This is a genomic window from Cyclobacterium plantarum, assembly GCF_011290685.1.
Classification (GTDB): domain Bacteria; phylum Bacteroidota; class Bacteroidia; order Cytophagales; family Cyclobacteriaceae; genus Cyclobacterium; species Cyclobacterium plantarum.
Window position 1 is genome coordinate 303,114 of the sequence record NZ_JAANYN010000005.1, and the last position, 25,779, is coordinate 328,892.

General features: G+C 43.2%; 25 protein-coding genes. 12 read left to right on the forward strand and 13 right to left on the reverse strand.

Annotated elements, in window-relative coordinates; genetic code table 11:
• Window positions 1–118 precede the first annotated feature (118 nt).
• Window positions 119–400 (forward strand): YciI-like protein, encoded by a 282-nt coding sequence (locus G9Q97_RS13650; RefSeq protein ID WP_166147723.1) that lies wholly within the window; start codon window positions 119–121, stop codon window positions 398–400.
• Window positions 401–557: 157 nt separating this feature from the next.
• Here the strand turns inward: G9Q97_RS13650 and G9Q97_RS13655 are convergent, their stop codons facing one another.
• The 4 genes from G9Q97_RS13655 to G9Q97_RS13670 form a co-directional block, all read right to left on the reverse strand.
• Window positions 558–1,013, reverse strand: coding sequence for an RES family NAD+ phosphorylase (locus tag G9Q97_RS13655; protein ID WP_166147725.1), 456 nt, complete (start codon window positions 1,011–1,013; stop codon window positions 558–560).
• A gap of 8 nt (window positions 1,014–1,021) precedes the next feature.
• Complete coding sequence (locus G9Q97_RS13660) at window positions 1,022–1,483, reverse strand: antitoxin Xre-like helix-turn-helix domain-containing protein (RefSeq protein WP_166147726.1); 462 nt, start codon at window positions 1,481–1,483, stop codon at window positions 1,022–1,024.
• Window positions 1,484–1,810: 327 nt separating this feature from the next.
• Window positions 1,811–2,434 carry an MCP four helix bundle domain-containing protein gene (locus G9Q97_RS13665; protein WP_166147728.1) on the reverse strand — a complete coding sequence of 208 codons (624 nt, stop codon included), beginning with the start codon at window positions 2,432–2,434 and terminating at the stop codon, window positions 1,811–1,813.
• A gap of 26 nt (window positions 2,435–2,460) precedes the next feature.
• Window positions 2,461–2,853 (reverse strand): GreA/GreB family elongation factor, encoded by a 393-nt coding sequence (locus tag G9Q97_RS13670; protein ID WP_166147730.1) that lies wholly within the window; start codon window positions 2,851–2,853, stop codon window positions 2,461–2,463.
• Between the two features lie 926 nt (window positions 2,854–3,779).
• On the opposite strand from G9Q97_RS13670, the gene G9Q97_RS13675 reads away from it, so the two are divergent.
• A complete protein-coding gene (locus tag G9Q97_RS13675) occupies window positions 3,780–4,880 on the forward strand; it encodes a DUF6544 family protein (RefSeq protein ID WP_166147732.1) in 1,101 nt (366 codons plus the stop codon).
• A gap of 58 nt (window positions 4,881–4,938) precedes the next feature.
• Here G9Q97_RS13675 and G9Q97_RS13680 read toward each other — a convergent pair whose 3' ends face one another.
• The 5 genes from G9Q97_RS13680 to G9Q97_RS13700 form a co-directional block, all read right to left on the reverse strand.
• Window positions 4,939–5,880, reverse strand: a complete 942-nt coding sequence (locus tag G9Q97_RS13680; protein ID WP_166147733.1) for a hypothetical protein — start codon at window positions 5,878–5,880, stop codon at window positions 4,939–4,941.
• 395 nt (window positions 5,881–6,275) lie between these two features.
• Window positions 6,276–7,706: a TolC family protein gene (locus tag G9Q97_RS13685; RefSeq protein ID WP_166147735.1), complete on the reverse strand. Its 1,431-nt coding sequence runs from the start codon at window positions 7,704–7,706 to the stop codon at window positions 6,276–6,278.
• A complete protein-coding gene (locus tag G9Q97_RS13690; protein ID WP_166147737.1) occupies window positions 7,699–10,941 on the reverse strand; it encodes an efflux RND transporter permease subunit in 3,243 nt (1,080 codons plus the stop codon). The genes G9Q97_RS13685 and G9Q97_RS13690 overlap by 8 nt, the downstream gene beginning before the upstream one ends.
• 24 nt (window positions 10,942–10,965) lie before the next feature.
• Window positions 10,966–12,051, reverse strand: coding sequence for an efflux RND transporter periplasmic adaptor subunit (locus G9Q97_RS13695; protein ID WP_166147739.1), 1,086 nt, complete (start codon window positions 12,049–12,051; stop codon window positions 10,966–10,968).
• Window positions 12,052–12,188: 137 nt separating this feature from the next.
• Window positions 12,189–12,617 (reverse strand): hypothetical protein, encoded by a 429-nt coding sequence (locus G9Q97_RS13700; protein WP_166147741.1) that lies wholly within the window; start codon window positions 12,615–12,617, stop codon window positions 12,189–12,191.
• A gap of 1,271 nt (window positions 12,618–13,888) precedes the next feature.
• On the opposite strand from G9Q97_RS13700, the gene G9Q97_RS13705 reads away from it, so the two are divergent.
• From G9Q97_RS13705 to G9Q97_RS13725, 5 genes are all read left to right on the forward strand, one after another.
• Window positions 13,889–14,188 carry a type II toxin-antitoxin system RelE/ParE family toxin gene (locus tag G9Q97_RS13705; RefSeq protein ID WP_166147742.1) on the forward strand — a complete coding sequence of 100 codons (300 nt, stop codon included), beginning with the start codon at window positions 13,889–13,891 and terminating at the stop codon, window positions 14,186–14,188.
• Between the two features lie 4 nt (window positions 14,189–14,192).
• On the forward strand, window positions 14,193–14,477 hold the full coding sequence (locus G9Q97_RS13710; protein ID WP_166147744.1) for an addiction module antidote protein: 285 nt from the start codon (window positions 14,193–14,195) through the stop codon (window positions 14,475–14,477).
• Window positions 14,478–14,874: 397 nt separating this feature from the next.
• Window positions 14,875–15,162 (forward strand): hypothetical protein, encoded by a 288-nt coding sequence (locus G9Q97_RS13715; RefSeq protein ID WP_166147746.1) that lies wholly within the window; start codon window positions 14,875–14,877, stop codon window positions 15,160–15,162.
• Window positions 15,163–15,449: 287 nt separating this feature from the next.
• Window positions 15,450–16,124, forward strand: coding sequence for an ABC transporter ATP-binding protein (locus G9Q97_RS13720; RefSeq protein ID WP_166147748.1), 675 nt, complete (start codon window positions 15,450–15,452; stop codon window positions 16,122–16,124).
• Window position 16,125: 1 nt separating this feature from the next.
• Entirely contained in the window at window positions 16,126–17,451 is a 1,326-nt protein-coding gene (locus G9Q97_RS13725) for a TolC family protein (protein ID WP_166147750.1), read from the forward strand.
• Between the two features lie 12 nt (window positions 17,452–17,463).
• Here the strand turns inward: G9Q97_RS13725 and G9Q97_RS13730 are convergent, their stop codons facing one another.
• From G9Q97_RS13730 to G9Q97_RS13740, 3 genes are all read right to left on the reverse strand, one after another.
• On the reverse strand, window positions 17,464–17,670 hold the full coding sequence (locus tag G9Q97_RS13730) for a hypothetical protein (RefSeq protein WP_166147752.1): 207 nt from the start codon (window positions 17,668–17,670) through the stop codon (window positions 17,464–17,466).
• Window positions 17,671–18,520: 850 nt separating this feature from the next.
• Window positions 18,521–19,951: a sensor histidine kinase gene (locus G9Q97_RS13735; RefSeq protein WP_246255666.1), complete on the reverse strand. Its 1,431-nt coding sequence runs from the start codon at window positions 19,949–19,951 to the stop codon at window positions 18,521–18,523.
• Window positions 19,869–21,257, reverse strand: coding sequence for a sigma-54-dependent transcriptional regulator (locus G9Q97_RS13740; protein ID WP_166147754.1), 1,389 nt, complete (start codon window positions 21,255–21,257; stop codon window positions 19,869–19,871). Before G9Q97_RS13740 ends, G9Q97_RS13735 begins: the two co-directional genes overlap by 83 nt.
• A 357-nt stretch (window positions 21,258–21,614) precedes the next feature.
• On the opposite strand from G9Q97_RS13740, the gene G9Q97_RS13745 reads away from it, so the two are divergent.
• The 3 genes from G9Q97_RS13745 to G9Q97_RS13755 all read left to right on the forward strand — a co-directional run bounded on the left by G9Q97_RS13745 (window position 21,615) and on the right by G9Q97_RS13755 (window position 23,841).
• A complete protein-coding gene (locus tag G9Q97_RS13745; RefSeq protein ID WP_246255668.1) occupies window positions 21,615–22,820 on the forward strand; it encodes an efflux RND transporter periplasmic adaptor subunit in 1,206 nt (401 codons plus the stop codon).
• Window positions 22,821–22,909: 89 nt separating this feature from the next.
• Window positions 22,910–23,608 carry an ABC transporter ATP-binding protein gene (locus G9Q97_RS13750; RefSeq protein ID WP_166147755.1) on the forward strand — a complete coding sequence of 233 codons (699 nt, stop codon included), beginning with the start codon at window positions 22,910–22,912 and terminating at the stop codon, window positions 23,606–23,608.
• Window positions 23,609–23,643: 35 nt separating this feature from the next.
• Window positions 23,644–23,841, forward strand: a complete 198-nt coding sequence (locus tag G9Q97_RS13755; protein WP_166147757.1) for a hypothetical protein — start codon at window positions 23,644–23,646, stop codon at window positions 23,839–23,841.
• 49 nt (window positions 23,842–23,890) lie between these two features.
• Here G9Q97_RS13755 and G9Q97_RS13760 read toward each other — a convergent pair whose 3' ends face one another.
• Complete coding sequence (locus G9Q97_RS13760) at window positions 23,891–24,094, reverse strand: dodecin family protein (protein ID WP_166147759.1); 204 nt, start codon at window positions 24,092–24,094, stop codon at window positions 23,891–23,893.
• Between the two features lie 302 nt (window positions 24,095–24,396).
• On the opposite strand from G9Q97_RS13760, the gene G9Q97_RS13765 reads away from it, so the two are divergent.
• Together G9Q97_RS13765 and G9Q97_RS13770 are read left to right on the forward strand one after the other, a co-directional pair.
• A complete protein-coding gene (locus G9Q97_RS13765) occupies window positions 24,397–25,089 on the forward strand; it encodes a head GIN domain-containing protein (RefSeq protein ID WP_166147760.1) in 693 nt (230 codons plus the stop codon).
• Between the two features lie 157 nt (window positions 25,090–25,246).
• Window positions 25,247–25,735 carry a hypothetical protein gene (locus G9Q97_RS13770; protein WP_166147762.1) on the forward strand — a complete coding sequence of 163 codons (489 nt, stop codon included), beginning with the start codon at window positions 25,247–25,249 and terminating at the stop codon, window positions 25,733–25,735.
• Window positions 25,736–25,779 lie beyond the last annotated feature (44 nt).

Below are 25,779 nucleotides of genomic sequence, written 5' to 3' on the forward strand. Positions count from 1 at the left end.
AGCTGAGCATAAGCGTACTGCTGGGTATATTTTCAATGTTTCACCAGACAAGGAGGGTAAATTTTAAAATGCTACCATAAATCCGTAGAATTGTAAGCTAAAGTTTAAACCTGATGACATGAACCATTATCTGCTTACCTATGAAGTAACCGAAGATTATGTGGAAAGAAGGACTCCCTTTCGGAATGAGCACCTGGCACTTGCAGCCACTTTTTTCAGGGATGGACACCTCATTATGGGTGGGGCTTTGGCTAATCCAGCGGATAAGGCCGTGCTGGTGTTCCGTTGCGAAGACATTAAAACGGTAGAGAAATTTGTACAGCAGGATCCTTATATGCTAAACGGGCTGGTGAAATCCTGGAAAATCCGGGAGTGGACCGTGGTAGTCGGAGCTAAATAGGCTTTTGATTAGCTTAACTTTGGTTTTGTATCCCATACCTGGTTTTTTTTAGCTATATATAGCTGAAAAATACGAGGAATTTCTAAAGTTTCTTTATCAGGGATGTTGCCAAATTCAACACAAGAGGGAAACCAATTCAGCTGGGATTATGGTGCAGTTACCTGACAATCCGATGATCAAGTTGTAGCGGATAGACCTTAAAATGTATGGAATTGACCTTATCCGATAAGGGATTGATGACAAAATTCAAAGAGCTTGGATCGACTACAGAGGGTACGCCGAAGCAAAGCATTCCGGATTTCAACAAGTCAGACCCATATGCTTGTGACATTACCTTAGGAGGTATGGCATCCCATTCTGAGGGCAATTCCTCTACATCAGGAATGTGTATCCATTCACCTGGAACATCGATTTCCATAACCGAATATAGGATATAGCGCTCGGAGGAAAACAGTTCTGCGTCTATTGTAAACCGTTCCAGCAAGGAAGAAGAAACAGAAGAACTCCCATATAAAGCCGGACTACCAGGTAGATTCCATCTTCCACCATATAGTTTTGCCCCTTCACCACTGGCATCGCAGTATTTCGTCAAAGCAATCCTGTACACTTTCATGGTTCTTGCTAAACTGCAATTCCATGCTGCAAACGCATGATTTCAGCCTTTAATAAATCAAGCCCCTCTGAAACATCAATTAATTCTATGGGTTTGATATTGCCAATGGAGAAAAGGGGCCGCTCCATCCAACGCCTAAACCCTTCTTTTCCAAAATAGTTATTGCCCAAGGCATACAAAACTGCCAGTTTATACATTTTTTCGGACTGTATGGTATCAAAAACCTCTTTCCGTTGAAGGGTTTTGGCAGAAACTCCCAAAGCTGCAGCTAAGGTGTTATTATCCAGGCCGGAGACCTCTTTTAGGCTTTCAAAGGATTTTTTCCCCAATCCATGGCGGAAAGTCTCTACCCGATTTAAAGGCTCACTCAACTCACTTACATCCAGCCCCAGAATGTCTTGAGCAGTGATTGTGGCCTTTTGATAGGTGGCAACTGCAGGTTCGTTTACTTTAGAGGACTTTTTGGCCATTACTTTAGTGGAAATTTGTCCCCTAATATAACGTAATTTGTCTGGTATTTCAATTTTTCTCTGAATTTTTTTCCGATTCGTATTTCTGGAATCAGCCTAAGATTTTCTAAAAAAAACTGAATGGTCAATGCCCGAAATAACATTTACAAACCCTGGAAATCTAGATAACGATAGGTGTTTAAAGCTGTTGAATTCCAATTTATTTACAAATAATAGGTACCACTAGTCAATTTGAGGGGAGGCTGAGACAGGAGACTTTGATTGGAAGAATGGTTTTTTTTGTCGAATCAGGCCGGATTTATGGTTTGATCAATTTGCTTGCCTTTTTCAGTTCAATTTAAAAGGAAGCTTATGGCCCAGGTTGAAGCTTTTGGTAGAAATGATCAGGGTTTGGACCAGAACCAAAATAAGTAATAATGCGACTATTTCAAGTTGGGCGAGGCGTTCCCCTGAATGAATGATTCTCTCCGTTTGTGATATAATGGCCTTTCCTTCTTCCATTTGAATATGCGAGAGTGTTTGTAATTCAGCCAGGGAAAGCATAATGTGCTTTTCCATTTCAGATACAAGAAGCCTGCCCGATGGAGATTGTTTGATTTTCTCAACCCGTTCTGCCAAATGGCGGAGATGTTGCTCCTCCGCCACTGTCAGTTGGGTTTTTTGAAACAATTCGATCCGATTATCTATGTATTCAATTTTCTGATTGAGGTACTGGGGGTTTTCGGTTATGCTTTCCTGATATTGCTTGCTGATTTCTGAAAAAGCCCGTGAAATGTCATATATATATCCTTCCACCATCAGCCTGTCCTGATACATGGCAGTCATGGCTTTACTCATTTTCTCGGCATTACTCCTCTCCTTAAAATGGTTAAGAAGTACCACGCCAACAATGACCATAAGAAGCAATGAAAGTTTGCCTTTGTTTCTGATGCTATATGCCCATTTTATCATTTTTTGACTGATTTAAGAAATTTATTTTAATTCACCTTGATGCATTCAGGGTTAGAAACCTTAAGGATGTGGATGGTTCTTTTCCCTCCGGGCAGGGACCATTCTATGCGATCTCCTTCTTTAAAACCGATCAAGGCAACGCCAAGAGGGGAAAAGAGGGACAGCTTTTGGTTGCTCAGGTCCGCAATTTTTGGGTGAACCAGACTCATGGCTATTTGCTGACCGCCTTGTTCAAAACGGGCTTCAAAGTAACTGTTTAATTGAATGACATTCTGAGGCAGTTTATCATCAGGGACTTTTTTCGCTTTTTGAATTTCGTAAACCAATTGTTTTACTTCTTTCGTTTTTTCTTCCGGGGTGAGGTTGCGTACCATTTTCAGGATGGTTTCTACATCGGTTGCTTTGATAACTGGTATCATGATTATAGTCTGTTAATAGATTGAACAATTATATAGTGACAGTCATCCTGTAAAGGGATGCGTGTTAAAAATACGACCCTCTACCTGTATATGGGGAGTAGAGGGTTTAGCTGATGAAGGCTTTATTGTGCCCACAAAGCAAAACTTTTGGATGCTTTTGAGAGCAACCACAAGATATTATACGATGGAAAAATTTTGTTATCATGATTTCAGGTGAAGTTACAAAAAAAATACCAACTTATCCGCTTTTGACGGGAAGATTTTTAAACACCCGTCAGTCAGAGTCCCGGGGCAAAGGTGACCATAAAATCAAAAACGTTCATTTTGGATCTGTTCTTTTTCCTGATACTCTCAATAGAAACACCATTGCAATGTATCCCATGGTCGTTGAACAAATTGTTCTGATCAGGCTTTCCCAGCTTTCAGACCAAATATTTTCCATTTTTTCATTAATATTTTTGTAAAGTCATTTAAAAGGGGGAGGTTGATAACCCTGCTCCCTGTTTGATTACTGATGCATGTCTGTGCAGCTGTATTCAGTATTCCTGTTTAATTGTTTTCCAAACGCTTGATCATTGCTTTCGTTTCAGGTATTTCCTTTTCCCTGATAAGAGTCATCTTTTTCCTTGGCTGAGGTCATAAACTTATATGTGCTGTTCCATTAATTTTGTGGTAATAAAAAGATTATGATGAATGTAGTTGGGTAGTTAAATGCCTCAATTTCATGAAGAAATGGGGTAGCACGGAAAATTCTCGGGAATATCAATAGTACCACTGTCTTAATCCAAATAGAAACTTTGTCCTGTAAGTTACACGCTTAAATATGATCCGTTTCTTCAATCCATTTACCATGAAATCAAATTGGATGAGGACGGGGAAGATATTGAAGCATTTGGAAGTATCCGGAAAAAAATAAAGCGTAAACCATGAAAATAATTGTGATTCTTGTACTGCTTATCCATGGAGCCATCCATTTGCTGGGTTTCTTTAAGGCCTTTGGATGGGCTGAAGTAACGCAATTGACAGCTGACATTTCCAAGCCCCTTGGTGTGGTATGGCTATTGGCGGCATTGTTGTTTTTCTTGTCAGTTTTCGGGTATTTGTTGAACCTCGAATGGTGGGTTTTTCCTGCCGCAGTGGCCGTCCTGGTATCGGTGTTTTTGGTGATCAGCTTCTGGACAGCTGCTAAATACGGTATGATTCCAAATTTGATCATTTTAGTCATTGTGGCCGTTGCTTTTGGCTCCTGGAGAATGGATGAAAAGATCAGTAGGGAAACCAGCCAGCTATTTTCTACCCTGGATTTTTCAGGGCAGGTATTGGTTTCAGAGGAGGATTTACACCATCTGCCCGATCCTGTTAGTCGTTGGTTAAAAACCACCGGCATCATCGGGAAACCGAAAATCAAAAATGGCAGGGTGAAGCAAAAGGCTTTGATGAAAATGAAGCCGGAGCAAAAGGATTGGTACCCTGCAGAAGCTTTGCAATATACCTTTATGGAGGCACCGGCATTTATCTGGACCGTAGATTTAAGCATGATGCCTTTGGTCCATATCAAGGGTCGGGATAGGTTTAAAGACGGAAAGGGGGAGATGCTGATTAAGCTGAATTCATTGGTCAGTATTGTTGATGAAAAGGGAGAAAAGATGGATGAGGGGACCCTCCAGCGATTCCTGGGTGAATTGGTATGGTTTCCATCACTGGCCTTAAGTCCCTATATCCAATGGAAAATCCTCGATGATTATTCTGCAGAAGCCATCATGACCTATAAGGGAACTTCGGGAAGTGGAAAATTTTACTTCGATGAGGCTGGAAATTTTGTCAAATTCATAGCCATGCGGTATAAGGGTAATGAGTCAGATGCCAGGAAATATGCCTGGGTGCTTACAGTAGATGCTTACAGTGCCTTTGACGGTATTAAAGTACCCTCACATTTAAAAGCTACCTGGCAACTCGAGGAAGGGCCCTGGACCTGGCTGGATTTGGAGATCCTGGATATTCAATACAATACACCTCTTATTGATTAACTGTTTCGGATGTAAGCAGGGACAATAATAAAAACATTTCAACTTAAAATAAAGGCCGCTACTTTTTATCTGCTGGCTTTTCTCCCGATGCCCGAATGCTCATGACCCTTTTGAGCAGATCAAACCAGAATGGGGCTCCCAGGGTAATGGCAAAGGCGGTGATGATCCAGCCCAGCAGGCTATAGAGTACATAGCTCCACCAGGCAATATCTGGCCATAAATTGGAAAAGAACCTGATATTGGCCCTGGGTGCATCGTTCCAGCCCATACCTAAAACCGAAGTGGTGGTTTCTATTTCTTCATCAATTAAATCGTAAATCTTTGCTCTTAGCTGAACCAGATTGGAATCAGGCTCATTCGAAGTGGTTGAATTAAGCCCTTCTTCCTTTTCCATGTATTCATAGGCCATAGCGACGATTTGCTGCCGGGCTTCAGGATCATTGGATATTTTTTCGGCCATGCGTATGGTGTCTGCATTGAATACAATGCTGATGATAAGCCCCAATACAAACAAAACTTTTCGCACATTGACTTTGTACCAGCCTGTGGCCTGATCCATGACTTCCTGGTACCATTTTTCGATGTTTTCCTTAAACGTTTCGATATTTCCCCGGGCATCCCGGGCAAATGTTTGGAGCACTTCTTTGGTCTTGCCATCCGGCAGGTCATTGATGGCTGCTTCGATATTTTCCAGCTGACCATCATTATCCTTGTATAGCAGCTCGATGAGCACTTTGGAAAAATATTCATTCCTGATGTAGGAAGGAAATCCTTTATCCCCTTTTTTCTTCAGTTTCTGGATCAGGGGATGGTCAAAAAACTTCTTGCAGAGTACGTCCTCTTCATCATCCAGCATGGTCTGAAGGGCAAGGTGCAGGTTTTTGCCCCGGGAATAGATCAGGTTCATGGCCAGCTCGGAGACGGTGGTGGCCAAAAGGCTCAATAGCAGATAAATAAATATCAGTCCGATAACAACTTCCAGAATGACGGATCCGAACATGCGTTTTTTTTTGCTTGGTTAAAGGGATAACCGTACCGGGTACTTTTGGGGTTCAGGTAGGGTTTGGCTATTATTGACGAAAGGGGTTTTAACCCTGAATTTTCTCCATCAATTTCAAAAAAAGGGAAATAGAAAGCAAGAAGTAGTCCGCTTGTTTTTCCAAATCAATGATTAAAATATTTTATTGATAAGTAGCAACCGGGTATTTTTCCTGTCATGCTCTAAGCTTTACTGCAAATTCGGGACTATCCGGCATTGTAAAATATAGACCAGTCCAATGCGAACAGGACTATTGGTTAAAAAAAAATCAGGACTGTAGTTTTAGAACAAACAGTCCTGATTAATCCTATTTTCGTTGTTCAAGGAACACGAAATAGTGAAATTTGACTTGCCTTTTAGTTCCAGCCTCCTCCCAGCGAACGATAGACATTTACTTTGGTTTGTAATTGTTGCCTTTTGATTTCCAACAAATCCATTTTAGCCTCCAGTGCTTCTCTTTGGGTCAGCAATACTTCTGCGTAATCGGCTCTTGCGGCATTAAACAAGCTGTTGGCAATGGAGATAGACTCCATCAGCAGTTCGACTTCTCTGGATTTGGTCTGATAGCTGTCTGTATAGTTGCGAATCTTAGACATCTGGTTAAGTACATCGGTGTACGCATTCAGTATTGTCTGTTCGTATTTCACCACTGCCTGTATCTGGCGTGCATTGGCGCTGTTGTAAGCGGCTTTGATCGCATTTCTATTGACAAGCGGCGCCATGATATCGCCGGCTAAATTATAGAGAATGGATTCGGGTCGAACCAGAAATGCCGGATCAAAAGCCTGAAATCCAATTCCTGCTTTGATTCCCAGTGAGGGTAAGAAATTAGCCCTTGCCACCCTCAGGTCCAGGTTAGCAGCTTTCAATTCTAACTCCGCTTGCCTTACATCCGGACGATTGACCAGCAATTGAGCGGGAATACCCGCCTGCAAACTGTCAACTGTAAGCTGATTCAGTTGGGCTGAATTTCTTTTTATGGGATGGGGTATGCTTCCGGTCAAATAATTCAGCCGGTTTTCAGTTTCAACGATGTTTTGTTTGATGGAAAACTGCAGGTTCTGGGTATTGAGCAATTGGGCTTCGAAGCGATTTACAGCAAGCTGCGTTACCCGGGCGGCAGATTTTTGCTGTCGCACCACCTTGACCGCATTGGACTGGATTTTGATATTCTGTTCTATAATGTCAAGCAGCTTGTCCAATACCAACAGCTCATAGTACGATTCGGAGATGTCAGCTATTAATTGCGAAACCATGAAGTTTTTCCCTTCCCGGCTCGCCAGGTACCTGAACACTGCTGCTTTTTTCGCATTGTGCAGTTTTTTCCAAATATCCACTTCCCAGCTGGCAAAAGCCCCAATCAGTAAATCGGAAAAAGGATCGGGAAAACTCCTGCCATCCCGGATTTCCAGTTGCTCATCAACAGCCCCATGCCGGGTGTATCTCCCTTCTTTTTCAAGGCCTGCACCCGCCCGGATCTCTGCAAAAGGTAAATATTCACCCTTTCTGGATCTAACTTCTGCCTTGCTGATGTCAATTTCCTGAAGGATGATCTTCAGTTCCTGTTTGTTTTTCAAGGCAGTATCGATAAGTGCAATCAAATTTTCATCCCGGTAATAGGCCTTCCAGTCAAGTTTACCAGTATTGGTGGAATCTCCGGAATAAGGGTATGCCTCAGGAACCATCTTGTTTGCGGTTTTGACAGCCGTCTGCGGGACATTACAGCTCAATGCCAGCAGCAGGATGAAAAGCACTATAATGATTTTATATAATATGCGGTTATCCATTGTTCTTTCTTTTTCGATTGGCTACTTTTAATAGCAGACCCAACTTTCTCATTTTTTTAATCAGGGTAGCTTCCGAGTTGCTTTCCACAAAAGATTCGGTCAACGGATTTTCGTCCTGATCCTGAATTAATTTTTTACCATCGGCCATTCCACCGAAAATGTAGTACAGCCCGGGGACTATGAGTACCCCGAATACGGTTCCGAATAGCATTCCACCCAGTGCTGATGCGCCAATGGTTCTGTTGCCAATTGCGCCGGGTCCGGTAGCCGTCACCAATGGAATCAAACCTGCAATAAATGCAAAAGAGGTCATCAAAATAGGACGGAACCGGACTTTGGCTCCCTCAATTGCAGCATCCCAAATTGTGGCACCTTGCTGGTGTTTTTGCACGGCAAATTCCACGATCAGTACTGCATTTTTCCCCAGGAGCCCCACCAGCATGATCAATCCAATCTGGGCATAGATGTCGTTTGCCAATCCCATGGCTTTTAGCAATAGAAAGGAACCGAATACGCCGGCAGGAAGGGATACGATAACGGCCAGCGGTATGATAAAGCTTTCGTATTGGGAGGCCAGCACCAGGTACACAAAAATCAGTACAATGATAAAAATATACAGGGCCTGATTACCTCTACGGGATTCATCGTAGGAAAGACCCTCCCAGGCAATGTCATAGCCTTGGGGCAGGGTTTGGGCGGCAACCTCGCGGATGGCGTTGATGGCATCGCCACTGGTTTTCCCTGGGGCCGGTACTCCCCTTATCGAAGAGGAGGTATACAAGTTAAACCGGGTGATTTCATTGGGCCCCTGTGTTTTTTTCATGGTCATAAAAGAGGAATAGGGCACCATCTCCTCACGGTCATTTTTGATGAACAAATTCAGCACATCAGAAGGCATTTTCCGGTATTCAGGAGCCGACTGGGTATATACTTTAAAGAAAGTATTGAATCTCGTGAAGCCCTGTTCGTAAGTACTTCCGATCAGAATATCCAAATTTTCCATGGCTTTGCCTATAGACACCCCCTTTTGCATGGCCAATTCATTGTCAATGAGGAGTTCATACTGGGGATAGTTGGCCGCATAAAATGTAAATAAACCGGCTAGTTCATCCCGTTTGCCAAGGGCTTCCATGAAATCGGTATTTACCCTGTCAAACTCCTGATAATCAATGGTACTGCTTTTGTCCAAAAGTCTGAGAGAAAATCCATCCGAGGAACCATAACCCGGAACCGCGGGAGGTTCGAAGTACTCTACCACAGCCCCCAAATCCTGTGTCTTTTCCTCAAGTTCTTCAATTATTTCATGCAGGGACTGGCTCCTTTCCGACCAGTCTTTAAGGTTGATAATACAGGTTCCTGCATTGGATCCCCTGCCTTCAGTCAGGATTTCGTATCCGGCAAGGGAAGATACCGATTGTATCCCCTCAACCTCTTCGGCAATTTCCTGCAGCTTTCTGGAGACATCGTTGGTTCTTTCCAGGGTGCTGCCCGGAGGCGTTTGGATAATGGCATAAATCATCCCCTGATCTTCATTTGGAATAAAGCCCGATGGCAGTATTTGGTTTACCGAGAAAATACCAAAACCAAAAGCCATCAATATCCCAAAAGTAACCACCCGCCTGTCCACAATCCGCGTCAGCAGATAGGTGTATTTACCCGTTAATTTTTCAAAATTTCGGTTGAACCAATTGATGAATTGATTGATGGGCGTTTTACGTTTAGGCCTTCCATGGTTATTCTTCAAAATCATGGCACACAATACCGGGGTGAGCGTAAGCGCTACAATACCTGAGAGGATGATTGCACTGGCCATGGTAATGGAAAACTGCCGGTAAAATACCCCCACCGGGCCGGTCATAAAGGCTATAGGAATAAATACAGCAGTCATGATCAGCGTAATGGCTATGATGGCCCCGCTTATTTCGCCAAGTACTTTTTTGACTGCCTTAAAGGGACTTAGGTGCGTTTCTTCCATCTTTGCATGTACGGCCTCTACCACCACAATAGCATCATCCACCACTATACCTATAGCCAAAACCAGTGCAAAAAGCGTGATCAGGTTAATCGTCAGGCCAAATAATTGCATGAACAGAAAAGCCCCTATCAGCGATACTGGTACGGCAATGATGGGAATCAGCGTGGACCGCCAGTCGCCTAGGAAAAGAAATACCACCAGCGCAACCAAGACAAATGCTTCCACCAGTGTATGGACCACTTTATCTACGGAAGCATTTACAAATTTTGATACATCATAGTTAATTTCATAGGCCATTCCCGGAGGAAAGTCTGTTTCCAATTCCTTTAACTTTACTTTTACATCTTCGATTACCTTACTGGCATTGGTCCCGTAATTTTGTTTCAACACAATGGATGCTGCGGGATAACCGTCCTTGTTGGAATAAATATCGAAGAATTCACTGCCCAGTTCCACACTGGCGATATCCTTTAATTTCAGCGTTTCCCCCTCAGGATTAGCCCGGACAATGATGTTTTCGTACTCTTCCGGCTTATTAAACCGACCTTTGTAGGTCAATACATATTCCAGGGATTGGGCAGTTTTTCCGGAAGCTTGCCCCAACCTGCCAGGCCTGCCAATCACACTTTGTTCTTCCAGGGCTTCCATCACTTCTTCCGTGGAGAGATTATAGGCCCTCATCCGGTCCGGATGGAGCCATACGCGCATGGCATATTGACGGCTTCCCAGGATTTGGGCCCGCCCCATACCGCTGATTCGCTGCAATTCCGGAAGTATGTGCACATTGGCGTAGTTATAGAGAAATTTTTCATCCGCCTTGTCGTCAGTGCTGAATAAGTTGACGTACATCAGCATGCTGGGCTGTATGGGGGTGATGATGATACCTTCCCGCTGTACAAGAGGAGGAAGGTTATTCATGATTTGGTCCACCCGGGTTTTGACGTTTACCACCGCAGCATTGGGATCGGTCCCCGGTTCAAATACGATTTGAACAGTGGCTTCTCCCGCACTGGTTGCATCGGAAATAATGTACTGCATATTTTGAACCCCGTTGATAGCGCGCTCCAGCGGAATCAAGGTGGACTCTACCAGCACCTGCGCACTGGATCCGGGATAGGCAATGAAGATATTTACCCTTGGGGGAGCAATTTCAGGAAATTGTGACACCGGCCGGCTGGACATTGCCAGTAACCCCAAAAAGACAATAGCGATAGAAATAGACAGCGCAAGGACCGGTCTTTGAATGAACTTATTGAACATGTTAATAAAGTTTAGGGTCCTTACTTATTCAGCGTGCAAGTGGTGCAGTGCGGTCAGAATTTCCTGAGGCCGGTGAAAATCGTAGCTGACCTTATCACCGGCTTTAACCTTCCTAAGCCCTTCTACCAGTACCTTGTCTTTCTTGTTCAATCCCTCAGTTACCTCATACGCATGCGGTATTTCTGCGCCGACAGTGATTTCCCTGGCGCTGAGAACATCGTTTTCATCCACCATATAGACATATTTTTTGTCCAAAATCTCAAAAGTGGCTTTTTGTGGGATCAGCAAAGCATTCCTGAGGTAGGTAGGCATTAAAATATTCCCGGTTTGTCCATTTCTCAAAATTCCTTTTGGGTTATGAAAGGTGGCCCGAAAGGCAATGTTTCCGGTTTCATTGTTAAAATCAGCCTCGATGGTTTCTACGGCCCCCTCATTTTCGAAAACCTCATTGTTTGCCAATTTGAGCTTCACTATGGTTCGTTCCCCTTTCTCTTCGCCCATGGTATAGTCGAGGTACTCGGCCTCCGGCACGTTAAAATACACCCACATTTTGCTGTTATCCGAAAGTGTCGTGAGTAGCTCCCCTTCGTCCACCAGGCTTCCCAGCCGTACATCTTTAAACCGGCCAACGATGCCATCAAAAGGTGCCCGGATCTCCGTAAAAGCAAGGTGGGCCTGCGCAAGGGACAGCTCGGCTTGTGCTTTTTGCAGGGTAGCTTCTGCCAGTGCCAGTTCGTTTTGGGAGACAATATTGCTATCTGCCAGGCTTCTGGTATTCTCGTATTCCAATTCGGCGAAGCTGGCCTCTGCCCGTGCTTTTTTTACTTCTGCCTGGTAAATGACAGGCATTATCTGGAAGAGCAATTGGCCTTTTTTGACCGACTGTCCCTCATCTATGTAAATTTCCTTGAGGTAGCCTCTTTCAAACGCGCGAAGCTCAATGTGTTGGACGGAATGAATTTGACTGACGTATTCATGGTAGATCAGTGTGTCCTTTTGAATAGGGCTGGTCACCACAAGCCTGGGCGCTTCCTGCTCGTGATGCTCCTTGTGGGTACAACTGCCTATGGACAGTGTCACAAACCCAATAATTAGGTTTAAAATTTTCATTGTTGTAAAGAATTGATTGATTTGAACCTTAATGAAAGGATACAGCATGCCTCATGAAATGGGGTAACCCAGGACAAGGCTGTATCGAAATGCAGCTGCTTTTGGTGATCAGTAGCTGGATTCTATGGTGAAATCAATCAGGAAAGGTGTCTTTTCCAGGAATGGTGGAGCACGTATAGCTGGGGCGTCCTCCTGTTGTGGAGAGACAAAAGGCAATTAATGAATGTTCCTCTTGTCAGGTTGTGGGTAAGGCATTCGGGCACTCTTGTTGCCGTTGCCCATTTGGATGATTCATCATCCCCTTTTTCTTTTTTTCCGGATTCATCGGAATTTTCAGGTTCCGGCTCATGTGGTAAAGGAAAAGGGTTGGGAAAATTGCCGGAGTCTTCGGTTGGCTGTAAGACATAAGTCTCATTTTCCCCATTCGCTTCCGGGCCTTCCTGGCTGGCGAAAACGGTGGAAAAAACCCCAGTAAGCAAAAAGCCAATAAGAAGCAAAAAGCTGAACAAGGCTTCAGACAAACCTGTTTTAAGATTATGGCTTCTATTTAGGCGATTTTCACTCATGCTGAAAACAAAAGTACTAAAATATTGAAGATCTAAATAAAAAGAGAAGGTTTTTTTGCATTTTTTATAAAACACCCAGGTAATGGCAGGGGCTAAATATCCGGTCCGAATACAACCGTTATTAAATCCTCCTTTTTACGGTTTATTGAAAGCAGGTTATTTGGGTAGATACAAAAAAATATTAAATCCATTGGAAAAAATTGATATTGAAGAAGGTACTTGAGTCTTTAGATGATTCAAACTTAAAAATTTCCAGCCAGTCTCCTAATAATAACCTTGATGTTTTGGTTCCAGGCCTCAGCATTAAGCCTCCGGACATCAATGCTGCGGTTTCGAATAGAAACGCTCCGTTTGTAAGGGGCAAGCTTGCGCCTTTTTACTCGAATGATCCGCCAAAAAGTCACAATTTCCCACCTTTTTACTGAGATGACCCACTTCCGAACTGCAAGCTTCCGGTTCAGAATCTGACAGGCCGGGTTCCGAAGTACTCTCCCCCACTTCGGTAGTACCCCTTTCAAATTAGAAACGCCATCATTTTCGGTCAAAATGTCAAAAATTTTATAATTTACCCGGAAAGTGCTGATTTTTAGGCCAAAATGTGCGGTTCCGAAAGGCAAAAGGGGACTTCCGACCCGCAACGATCGAGTTCCGAACCACAGCGTTGGAGTTCCTAACTACACGCTTGTCAGTTTGAACTCCCTTTTCGCAGTTCGGAACTGGGGGGAGTCACTTTATAAGTGGAGGGGGGTACTTGTGAAGTACCTCTGGGGATTGCAGAAGTATGATTTTTTCAATTATTTCTACCCGGTATTATCTGGCCATCAGCTTTTTTTATGGACGGATTGGATTTTTCGAAACATACTCCTACCCATTCAAGAAAAATCCACTATATTGTTCGTGTATCTAAGAAAGGCATGGGACCTGATTACAAGTGGGGTGCTTATCTAATTTTCATGCAGGGAGAAACCAGCCTACAGCAGAAACTACAGTAAATTTTACGTGATCGGGTGGGTACTGTGATAACCCGATACCAAAACCGGATAAATCAGGGTTGTTTACTTATTTTGGGTGGATAAACCTGATTTTTGTCAGTGATATAATATGTTGTGGCACATTTTAAGAGGTCACTGGTAAAATAGGAAGCAACTTTTTAAATCTGGAAAAATCACGTAATATTGTATCTAAATGAATACAATAAATCGACCATGACGAAATCGTCACACAGTGGGATGATTATCATTGCGAGATTACATTTGACAGCTAAAAATTAGATGTACTTTATTGAAAAGACTTTTGAATTTGACAAGTGGTTAAGAAAGTTAAAGGATTTGAAAGCAAAAGCGAAAATTTTGTTCAGAATCCAAAAACTTGAGAATGATGAACATTTTGGGGATTGTAAATCCGTTGGGGAAGGAATTCATGAATTGAGGATAAACTATGCGAAAGGGTACAGAATCTATTTCAAGGAGAAGGATGGACAAATAATTATTCTTCTTGTCGGTGGAGAAAAATCAACTCAACAAAAGGACATCGAAAAAGCAAAAGAAATTTGGAAAAAGATCAAGAAGTAAAAAAATGGAAACAACAAAATTTGATATTTCGGATTATTTAGAAAGCAATGAAATGATTGCCGAATACCTGAATTCTGTTTTAGAGGAAGGAAATAATGATGATATGATTGAAGCACTTGGTCACATTGCAAAAGCTATTGGAATGACAAAAATAGCTGAAGAAACGGGGATGAGCAGGCCAAGCTTGTATAAAGCGCTGTCAACTGGTGCAAAGCCTCAATTTGAAACAATCATGAAAGTTTTAAGAGCTGTGGGTGGGCAAATAAAAATAAATCCAATACCCAGGTAAAAATAAAAACGGTGCCACAACATCACCTTGGATACAGAGAGCAGAAACGAGTAACTTTAAAAACCAGTATATTTAAGAAGTCAGGAATTGGCTTGAAGCTAACCTCTCCTAACGCCCGCCGTCTCCAAGCCGAATCCCCGCAGGTCGACCATTGCTTCTAATAATCCGAAGTATACTGGCCCTTCAAGGTCTGAACCCGAAAGGCACCAACCACCGGTTTCGACGAAATACCTGAAGAAGCATCGGTTTGGAAAAAGTGTTTTGATCCGGAAGAAATTTTAAAGCCGGGAGGTTGATCCAATACATGGCTTGGGTTCAGTTTATTGTGGCCTGAGATTCTTCGGTACAATTCTTGCGCTATTGTTTCAATAAATGAACAAAAAATCATTAAAAAGTTATGGATAATAGGCAAAAATTAGAAAAAATGGATAGGGCTTTAAGGTTGTTGGAAGACCTTCAAAAAAGTCAGGTGGCTATGGTGGAAAAGTCTTCAAAACTTCAGATGGATGCCATGGAATTCAATTTCTCAGATATGGAAAAAAATATGGGAGATTTATTTTCCAGATACAATCAATCCCTGGATTTAATCAATGCCGAATTGGAACGTTTTGAAATCAAAAGGAATCAATTCGAAATGAAACATGGATTGGATAAAGATGAAGGATTAAGTCCAAAAGGGGACTGAAATGCCAGTGATCCTTTAAAAATGGATAGTATTTTTTAAACTTTTATTTTTGGCCTGCGAGTGGCTTGGTGCGTCTACCGGATGACCATTCGAACCACCAACATCCCAACAATACTTCAACCCATCGCTTTGTCCGCCAGCGGACAAAGGTGTTCGCCTGAAGCATCCCCACGAAAGTATAAAATGCCTCTAATTAGCCTCTATCTGCTATTTTTTTATGGCATGGAAGTGGAAACAAGCTTAATCGCTGCAATGGAGATCACAGCATTGGCCATCAATTCATTTTCATGATACAGTTAAAAGAAATCGACAAATTTATCGCATCCCGGTTCCAAAGGATATTTATTTTAAAAGGCATTCACCTTCAGATTGAACAAGGGGATTTCATTACCCTGATGGGGCCCTCAGGTGTGGGAAAATCCACCCTGCTCAACATCATCGGCCTGCTGGACGAAGATTTTGAAGGGGAGTATATTTTTGACGGGCAGGCCATTGCTTCCATGAAAAACAAACAGCGTGCTGCCTTACACAAATCCCAATTCGGATATATTTTTCAGGCTTATCACCTGATCGATGAGCTGACCGTTTACGAAAACATCGAGACTCCTTTGCTTTACAGAAATGTACCTTCATCAGATAGAAAGGGTATAGTGGCCGGACTGCTGGATCGCTTCAATATGGTGGCCAAAAAGGACCTTTTTCCGGAGCAACTTTCTGGGGGGCAGCAACAGCTGGTAGGTGTGGCCAGGGCCATAGCCGGAAAACCAAGGGTGTTACTGGCGGATGAGCCTACCGGAAACCTGCATTCTGCACAAGCCAAAGAAATCATGGAAGTGTTCCGGGAACTCAACCAGGAAGGAACCACCATCATCCAAGCTACCCATGCCAGGGAAAATGCCGATTATGGTAACCGCCTCATAGAAATGCTTGACGGAAAAATTGCTAAAGACATCCGACTTTGATATGAAGAAATTAATGATTATACCGATGATGCTCCTCCTTGCCGGTGTGGAAGCCTGGGCGCAGGATACCATTCCCATTTCCTTCGGGGAGGCAGTGGCCATCGGATTGGAGCAGCAGATGGATTTGAAAGTATTGGAAAACCAGCAGCAGGTACTCCGCATGAATAGCCTTAATGCCCGCTTGAGGCAGCTTCCGTCGCTCAATATCAATAACAGTTTCGGCAGGCAGGTAGGCCAGCAATTTCAGCAGGTGGAAGGCGAGCTGATCGTAACCAACCAAATCAATAACAGGATATCTTCCGGGCTCAATTCCCAGGTCCCGGTATTCTCCGGCTTTCAACGGGTTAATGAATCCAGGGCATCCAGGTATTTTGAGGAGGCGGGGGAATTTGCCCTGGGCAGGGCCCAGGAAGAGGTCAGATTTACCATCGCACAGCAATACCTGCAGGCATTACTGGATGAACAGTTGTATACCATTGCCAAAGAAAATCTCCAAAACCAAAAGAAGCAGTTGGAACAAATTGAAGGTTTTGTGGAAGCTGGTCTTCGCACGCTTTCGGATCAGTACAACCAACAATCGGAGGTAGCCCGGTTGGAGACAGTAGCTTTAAATGCGAGGATTCAATGGGAAACAGATTTGTGGACCCTGGCCGAAACCCTGCAACTGGAGCCCAATATTTTACCCAAACCGCAGGCTGTGGATTTGAAGCAAAGCAGGAATGAATGGTTGGGCATGGATTTGCCTGCACTTTATGAGCAGGCTTTACAACAGAGAAAGGATTTCAGGGAACAGCAGTTGCTGGAGCAGGGAAACCAAAGGCTGTTGGTAGCGGCAAAAGGATCCAGGTATCCGCAGTTGTTTGCATTTTTCAATTACAATACCTTTTTCACCTCTCTGGATGAAAGGACCATCAGGGATCAGCTGTTGACCGTGTACCCCCAGCGGATTTTTGGCTTGAACCTGAGCATCCCCATTTTCAATAATTTCGACAACAAGGCGGCCATTACCCGGGCAAGGGCGAATATGATGAACCAGAAACTGGAAAGTAAAGCCCTGGAAAGGAAAATTTCCCAGGAAGTAAAGTTGGCTCTTGAAAATTATAAAGGTGCCTTACAAAGGCAGGCATCCACTGCATTGCAACTCAAAGCAGCAGCACAGGCCCGGGAGGCCATTTCGGAAAGGTTCCGCTTAGGGGTAAGCAATTTTGTGGACCTGGCCCAAGCCAATCAGCAGTGGGTCACTGCCCAATCGGATCATGTACAGGCCCAATATACCCTGTATTTCCAGGAAATCATATTGGATTATGCCATGGGAAGTATTCCCTAATCCCTTAAAAATCTAATCCTGGGTATTTCTGAGTTTCATCCAGAGGGCTAGGCCGGCAATGGTAACTACGCCACTTAATACAAGCGCCAGGTTGATATCTCTTTGTGTTTTTTGTGCTTTTTTAAGGTAGGTGGAGCCGATACCTTTTGAGGCGATGAATGCTTCAATTTTATCAAGACGGTCTTCCAATTCCTCTTTTGCTTTTTTAGTTATATCCATTATAATTAGTTTTTATGTAATTCTTCAACCTAAAAACTGATTTGAGGAAAAAATAGTTCTTAAACTTGTCTCTATTAACTTTTTAAAAAAACAGGAAGCAAAGTTTGTAGGGGTAAGTAAAAGGGAATTTTTAGAAAGTGTTAAGCAATATGGTGTTTCCACATTTGGAGAAAAAGAAGAAGTTTTTTTATTTATAAATGAAATTCAGGAAGTATTCTAAACTGAATTCGAATAAAGATCGTCAATAAAAACCAATTGAATCGTCACTGCGAACTCTTTGTTGTGGGTATAGGAGCTGGGAAAGGATGTGGCAGTCTCGTTTGGCTGGAGATTCCTAAGGCTTTCACCGCTCATAACAGGCTCTACCGATGACGTGTTTGTTAAATCACTGTAAATCAATGTGTTGAAAAACAAACAATATCATCCTGATTGGTGTATTTTCTAAATGCTTAGCCTACCGGTGACGTAATTGAATCAGTTCTTTTTGATAAAGAAGAGATATATTTTAATACGAAAAGAGCACTGGCCCGACAAAAAACCGAGCCTGTCCCGATTTTTTTCGGGAGGGTGAGGGAGGTATGTGGGGGGAAGGATTTTTTTGTCTTGATCTTTTGGTACTTTTGGATCAAGCCAAAAGTACATTAAAAACATGGTAAAATACTAAAAATAACCTTTAACTCATAATTATCTATTAAACAATGAGAAGTTTATATTCCCATATAATGCAAAAAACCTATCGTCATCCCGATTTCTGCGTTTAATAAAATGTTAGGTCTCGGAATGACGGTTTTTTAACGAAATTCAGTCGAACTTAGGTTCTATCAATTTTCCATGGGTTGTTTCCTGAACCCTAACCCGAACCGAAAAACAAGGTAAATGTGGTCCTTTCACCGGGAACAGAAGCTACCTCCAGATTTCCCTGGTGAAGGTTCATGATCTGCCGGGAGATGGCCAGCCCAATGCCGCTCCCCGTTTTTTTGGTGGTATAGAAGGGTACAAATATCCGTTCCAGGGCTTCCGGGACGATGCCCTCCCCATGGTCAGTAACCTGAATATAAGGATGGCCGTGGGGGTCGGAAGCAGCATTTAACTGGATAGAACGGTTGTTGGCCTTTTCCATGGCCTCCTTTGCATTTTTGACCAGGTTGATCAGGATCATTTGTATCATTTCTCTGTCAGCAATGATTTCCAGGCCTGTGGGTTGGATACTGGTTTCCAGGCTAATTCCTGATTGGGGTAATTCTTCCTTCATTAATGTACAAATGTTTTCAAACATATCCTTCACCCTTACCCGCCTGATTTTTGGTGGGGGAATATTGGTGTAATCCCGGTAAGCATTCACAAAGTCCACCAGGCCTGTACTCCGTTTTGAAATGGTTTCCAAACCTTCTGAAAGATCCAGGTAACTGTCTTTATTGATCATTAAACCGCTTGCTACTTCCTCCAGGTCTTCTTCTAAAATGGTACCCAAAGAATTGGCCAGGCTGGCAATGGGGGTCATGCTGTTCATGATCTCATGGCGCAGCACTTTGGTCAGGTTTTGCCAGGCCTTTAATTCATTTTTCTGTAGTTCTGATTTGATATTTTGAAAGGATAGCAAAGTCCAGCTTTTACCTTCCATTTTGAATGCAGCGGATTGGACGTTTAAATGCAGGTCGGCATTGATTTTAATGGAAAATGAACCCCCCGGGTGGAGGTCAAGGACCATTTTCAGCAATTCTTTTGAAAGCTTGCCCAAATCATGGATGTCCTTAAACTGGGGAATCTGAAGGAGCTGTTTGGCAGCTCCGTTGATCACGCCTATTTGTCCCCGGCTTTCAAAGGAAAGGATGCCGGTGTTGATGTGCTGGATCATGATCTGCAGGAAAAGCATCTGTTCTTCTTTTTCCGCCCTGGTTTTTTTGAAGGCATTGATCACTTCATTGAAGGAGAGGTTCATTTCCTTAAATGATTTTCCCAGCTTGCTGTCTTTGGTAAAGGTGGATGAAAAATCTGAATAGCGGATGGAATCCAGAAAACGGGTGATTTTTCTGTTGGTGGTATTGCTAAAAGTAATCAGGTTGAAGGTTTGAAATACCAGTATCAGGGAAAAGATAAAACCTTGCAGCAGGCTATTTTCCTTCATATAGAAATACATGCCCAAATGTACCAGCAGAATGATCAACAGCACCCTGATGGTGATCCCAAAAGCAAATGACCTAAAGCCCATAACGTTCCAGTCTTCGGTATAGGGATGATCTGGTGAGGCCAAGTTCCTCTGCTGCCCGGGTGATGTGTCCATTGTGTTTTTGCAGTGCTTTGCGGATCAGGATTTTTTCCACATCCTCGATATTGTAGTGATCCAGGTTGATGGTTTCTTCCTGATTTTCAGGACCGGAAGGCTTTTGCATGAACAGGTCTTCCGGCTGAAGCACACTTCGGTCACACATGATGACCGCACGTTCAATGCTGTGCTGCAATTCGCGGATATTTCCCGGCCAGGAATATTTTTGCATTCTTTTGATCAGGCTTTCCCCGGCTTTGCGGATGTCTTTATTGTACTTTTTGGCATAAATGGCTATAAAATGATTGGCCAGTGGCATGATGTCCTCAATCCTTTCCCTCAAGGGAGGCAGGGTGATTTCGATGGTATTGATCCGGTACAGGAGGTCTTGCCGGAAACTGTTGTCGTAAACCATGTTGTGGATGGCCATATTGGTAGCGGAAATAAGCCGGATGTTTATGGGAACGGATTTATTGGTTCCCACCCGGGTTACCTCCCGGTTTTGGAGGGTGGCCAGTAACTTGGCCTGAAGCGGAAGGGGCAGATTGCCAATTTCATCCAGGAAAAGGGTGCCTTTGTGTGCCTGCTCAAATCTCCCGGCCCGATCTTCCCGGGCATCTGTAAATGAGCCTTTTTTATGGCCAAACAGTTCACTCTCAAACAAGGTACTGGTGATAGATCCCAAATCCACACCTACAAAAGCCTCTCTGTGTCGTTTGGAGTTCCGGTGAATGGCCCTGGCCACCAACTCCTTGCCCGTACCATTTTCTCCCAGTATCAGCACATTGGCATCCGTTCCTGCTACCCGCTCTATGGTTTCAAATACTTTCATCATGGCCGGACTCTGCCCGATGATGTCCTTGAATTTATGGTCCATGTCCTGGAAAAATTGCTGCTGTTGGTCCTTTAGTTGGGTGATTTCCAATTTGGACTGCCTGAGTTGCAGGGCAGAGTGAAGGGTGGCCAGTAATTTCTCGTTTTCCCAGGGCTTAAGCACAAAATCAGTGGCCCCCTCTTTAATGGCTTTTACGGCGGTATTCACATCACCATAAGCGGTGATCAGCACCACTACGGCAGAGGAGTCAAGCTCAAGGATCCGGTCCAGCCAATAAAATCCCTCCTGCCCGCTGCTGACATCCCTGGTGAAATTCATGTCCAATAAAATAACGTCGTACTGTTCGTTTGACATCATGATCGGCAACAAGCCGGGGTTGGTTTCCGTATCCACCTGGCCAAAATGCCTTTTTAAATAAATTTTCGCTGCTTTCAGCAGGTCTTCATTGTCATCAATGATCAGGATTTTACCGGCTTTTTGCGCTTTCATAAATATAGACTTGGATTTCTTACTGTTATTCAGGGAAGGCCAAAACCTGTACCGAATTGATACAGTCGGACAAACTTTTCCCATAAACGGGCATTAGGGGGAATTTAAGTATATTTTTTGAATCCTGCTTAATTTTTCCTGCAGGTGGCGCATGTCCCCTCTTATACAATTTTGGTCGCTGGCGGACAAATTTGTTCGAAAAAAATGAGCTTTGCTTGGCAAAATAGCTTTCAATGCAAATAGGAAAGGGTTTTATAGATGGCATGTTAATTGGCAAATAGAAGGGGAATTAAAATGATGCTCCAAGAGATGGACAGAAAGCTTGAAAAAAAAACCTGGACCCCAAAATTGATTGCTATGTTACTCGCAGGAACCCTGCTGGTGGCCTTTGTGCTGTACCAATTGGTTTTTGCAGATGCCCGGTCCAGTATGAATGTGAATAGGGAACGTATTACCATTGCCACCGTCAAAACAGGAGAATTCACCGATTATATTCCTGTGAGCGGGACCATAGAACCAGGGGAAGTTTTTTATCTCGATGCCATTGAGCGGGGAAACATACAGGAGATCATCCGGGAATCAGGCTCCATGGTGGAAAAGGGGGATACCATACTGATGCTGACCAATTCCAACCTTCAACTGGAGGTAATGCAAAGGGAGACAGATCTTTATTTTCAAATCAATAACCTGAGACAAACCCGGCTGCTTCTGGATCAAAATGACCTCAGCCAACAGGCTCAGCTTGCCGAAATCGATTATCAGATCAACCTGCTGAAACCACAATACGAAAGATTTAGAGAATTGCACAACAAAAAGCTGATTTCTGACCGGGAGTTGGAAGAGGTGAAAGAAGAATACGAATACAACCTGAAAAGGCAAAGGCTAACCTACGAATCTTACCGAAATGACTCCATTGCCCGTTCCATTCAAAAAAGGCAGTTGCGGGAATCGGAGGCAAGAATGAACCAGTCCCTGAACGGGGTGGGGCATATTTTGGATAACCTCCTGGTCAAAGCTCCCATCACCGGTCAATTGACCACGGAACAGATTGAAGTAGGGCAGTCCATCAATGCGGGAGAGCGCTATGGACAAATCGATGTTATTGATAAATTTAAGGCCCGGGTGCCCATTGATGAATTGTATTTGCCCAGGATTAGTACCGGTTTGAAAGGTACCTTTAGTTTCTCAGATGAAACCTTTGAGATGGAAATTTCTAAAATCTATCCCAATGTGACCGGAGGGAGATTTGAGGTCGACATGGTCTTTACCGGCAATGCACCCACCGGAATTCGCCGGGGTCAGACGGTAAGGATAAGGCTGGAACTTGGGGAGAGTGAACAGGCCACCTTATTGCCCACAGGCGGGTTTTATAAGGATACAGGGGGGAATTGGGTATTTGTAGTGGATGAAGAAAGTGAAAATGCGGAAAAAAGAGACATCCGACTGGGCCGGAAAAACCCGGAATATTATGAAGTGATAGAAGGCTTACAGCCCGGAGAAAAAGTGATCGTCAGCGGATACGAAAATTTCGGTAAAAATGAAGTGCTGAACCTTAATCGATAGCACCATACAAAAATAAAATGGGTAGCAATCCAATTCACAGCCAATACAGCTATTTCCCTAATTATAGGTTTAATTCATAAATTAATAACATGCAAAACATCATCAAAACCAATCATTTAAAAAAGCGGTATACCACTGAAGAAGTAGAAACCACCGCACTGGACGATATTCATATCGAAATTAAAAAAGGGGAGTTTGTGGCCATTATGGGTCCTTCCGGATGTGGCAAATCTACCCTCCTGAACATCATTGGTCTGCTGGACAATCCCGATGAGGGCGAATACCATTTTCTGGAAAAGGAAGTGGCCAAATATTCCGAAAGACAACGGTCACAACTTAGAAAGGGAAATATCGGATTTGTTTTTCAGAGTTTTAACCTGATAGACGAACTCACCTGCTTTGAGAATGTGGAATTGCCCCTGCTGTACCTTAAAATTCCTTCTGACGAAAGGAAAAAGAAGGTGGAGGAGGTTTTGACGAGGATGAATATCATGCACCGGAAAAACCATTTTCCCCAACAGCTATCCGGAGGTCAGCAGCAAAGGGTGGCCATTGCCCGTGCCATAGTGGCCAAACCGGCAGTAATCCTGGCCGATGAGCCTACAGGTAACCTGGACTCGGCCAATGGGGAGGAAGTCATGCGGCTTTTGGAGGAACTGAACAATGAAGGAACCACCATCGTGATGGTCACCCATTCACCGCATGATGCCAATTATGCCCACCGGATCATCAATTTATTTGATGGTAAAGTGGTGACGGAAAACATCCGGGAGCAATTTCATATCTAGTTTACCTCCTCCTTGAGACCTTGTTTTAAAACCATTTGAAAATTGCGATAAGGGGATTTGCCTGGTGGCTGATGAAAGCATGGTTATCCGGATATACATACCGCATAGATTTTGAATGGTGGTTTGCCCCGGTAGCTGCATTGGTAATACTTTCCATTGCATACCTTACAGTAACCTTTCAGGCACTGCATGCTGCCAGAATGAAAGTGGTCTATACTTTAAAAACAGAATAAAAAGTACCAAAGAGGACATCACAGTAACCTCTTTGGTATTTTGGGTTCATTAGGCGTTAACTTCAAAGGAGACTTTGGCATTCACGCCATAAGAGACAATTTGGTTATTTTCTACGTTGGCATTAAAATGTTTGACATAAATAGACTTGATGTTTTTTACCGACTTGGAGGCTTCCTTAAGCGCATTCTGAACAGCATCATCAAAACTTTTTTCAGAGCTGGCGATTACCTCTATTATTTTAACAATTCCCATAGCATTACAGATTTTTATAGTAAGTATCGAAAACCAATCTGGCTTTCCTTCTTTTTAAAAGGCAACAAAGATTATGCCCTAACACGTTTATTTTTAGCGGATTGAGTTTATAAGTCTAAGTTTTGTTGACAGACTTTTCACAGAATAGGGTTAAAGGAGATCAATCTCTGTTCGTAACCGGACATTCAGTGTAGTGATCCGAACAGAGGAATCTTTAAACCTTGTTCAGGTGGCCCCTATCAGCGTTTTTAGATTGGCACCTTTTTGGTAAAAAGTTTTTCAGACCAAAAAGTTGAAGTACCATGAAAGCAATCCGGATTCCACTATTATCGCTTTTTATTGCCCTTCTCAGTTTGCAGGTTATGGCTCAAAATGTTGAGACCAGAAATCTGGATTATTTCAAAAAGCTTTCCACAGGAGGAAGTTGGGATGTGGTTATCCAAAAAGGGGATCAGCCTGGGGTTAGGCTGGAATCCCGAAACTTGGACCTCAGAAGAGTAAAAACAGAAGTAAAAGACCAGACCCTTCGGGTTTATCTCGAAAAAGGGAATTACAGAAATATCAACCTCAAGGTATACATTACATTCACCGAACTGGAAGCCATTAGAAACAGCGGGTCAGGAGATTTTAAAAGTCTATCTGCTATTGTGGCTACTGACCTGGATATTACCGTGTCGGGATCTGGTGATGCCAGTTTCAGTAATCTTCAAGCCCGAAACCTGAATGTAAACCTGAGTGGGTCTGGTGACATGGAAGTTCATGCGGGGGAAGTAGATGGAATAGAAATAAGGCAATCAGGTTCCGGTGACTTTGAAGGTTTGGATTTGTTGGCGCAGGAGGCTTCAATTCGTACATCAGGTTCTGGTGATACGGCAATAGGTGTTAATCGGATTATCTCTGTCAGGGGATCTGGTTCCGGGGATGTGTCCTACAGGGGAAACCCGGAAAGGACTGATGTCAGGTTTTCAGGTTCCGGCAGCCTGACAAAAAGATGATGATTCAATGAAAAAAAACATATTTTATTTATCAATAGGTATTTCGGTGATTTTTATTTCCTATGAAGTTATAGGCTTAGAATTTTTATGGCTGTTTTTTACCTTGATATCCCTCCTTTTTTTATTTCCCGTATGGATCATCTCTAAATTTAGAAAATTGAGCAAAAGATATTTTAGCATTCCAATTATTATAATTGCTGTTTGTATTTTTGGTCTACTGTCTGCCTTGCTCCGGCCTTATGATACGGCGATTTTGGATTCCGGATCCACCAGTGAGCGACTGCAATACGCTTATGAGACAGATCAGAATGACAGGAGACAGTTGAAATCTTATATTCCTTATTTGAGTAAACTCAAAGAAAGGGATGACTTAAGATTGAATCAGGCAAAAAGGATTGATGAAGGAACTGAGGACCTCAAGCCTATTGACCAATTTTATGCAGCATTTATCTTTCACCACAGCGATAATAGCAATGATTACGAAACAGCATCAAAATTGGCATCCGAAGCAGCAAACGCCCGGCACTTACAGGATCATTATCTGGTCCAATGGCTAAATAAGGCAGCCTATGACCGGTGGATGGTATCGATGGGAAAAGCAGAAAAGTACAATACCCAAAATAAATTCAGTATAGAAATCGATTGATCATTTGCCTTGGTCATTGTTGTTGAGATAGTATTTCATTGGTC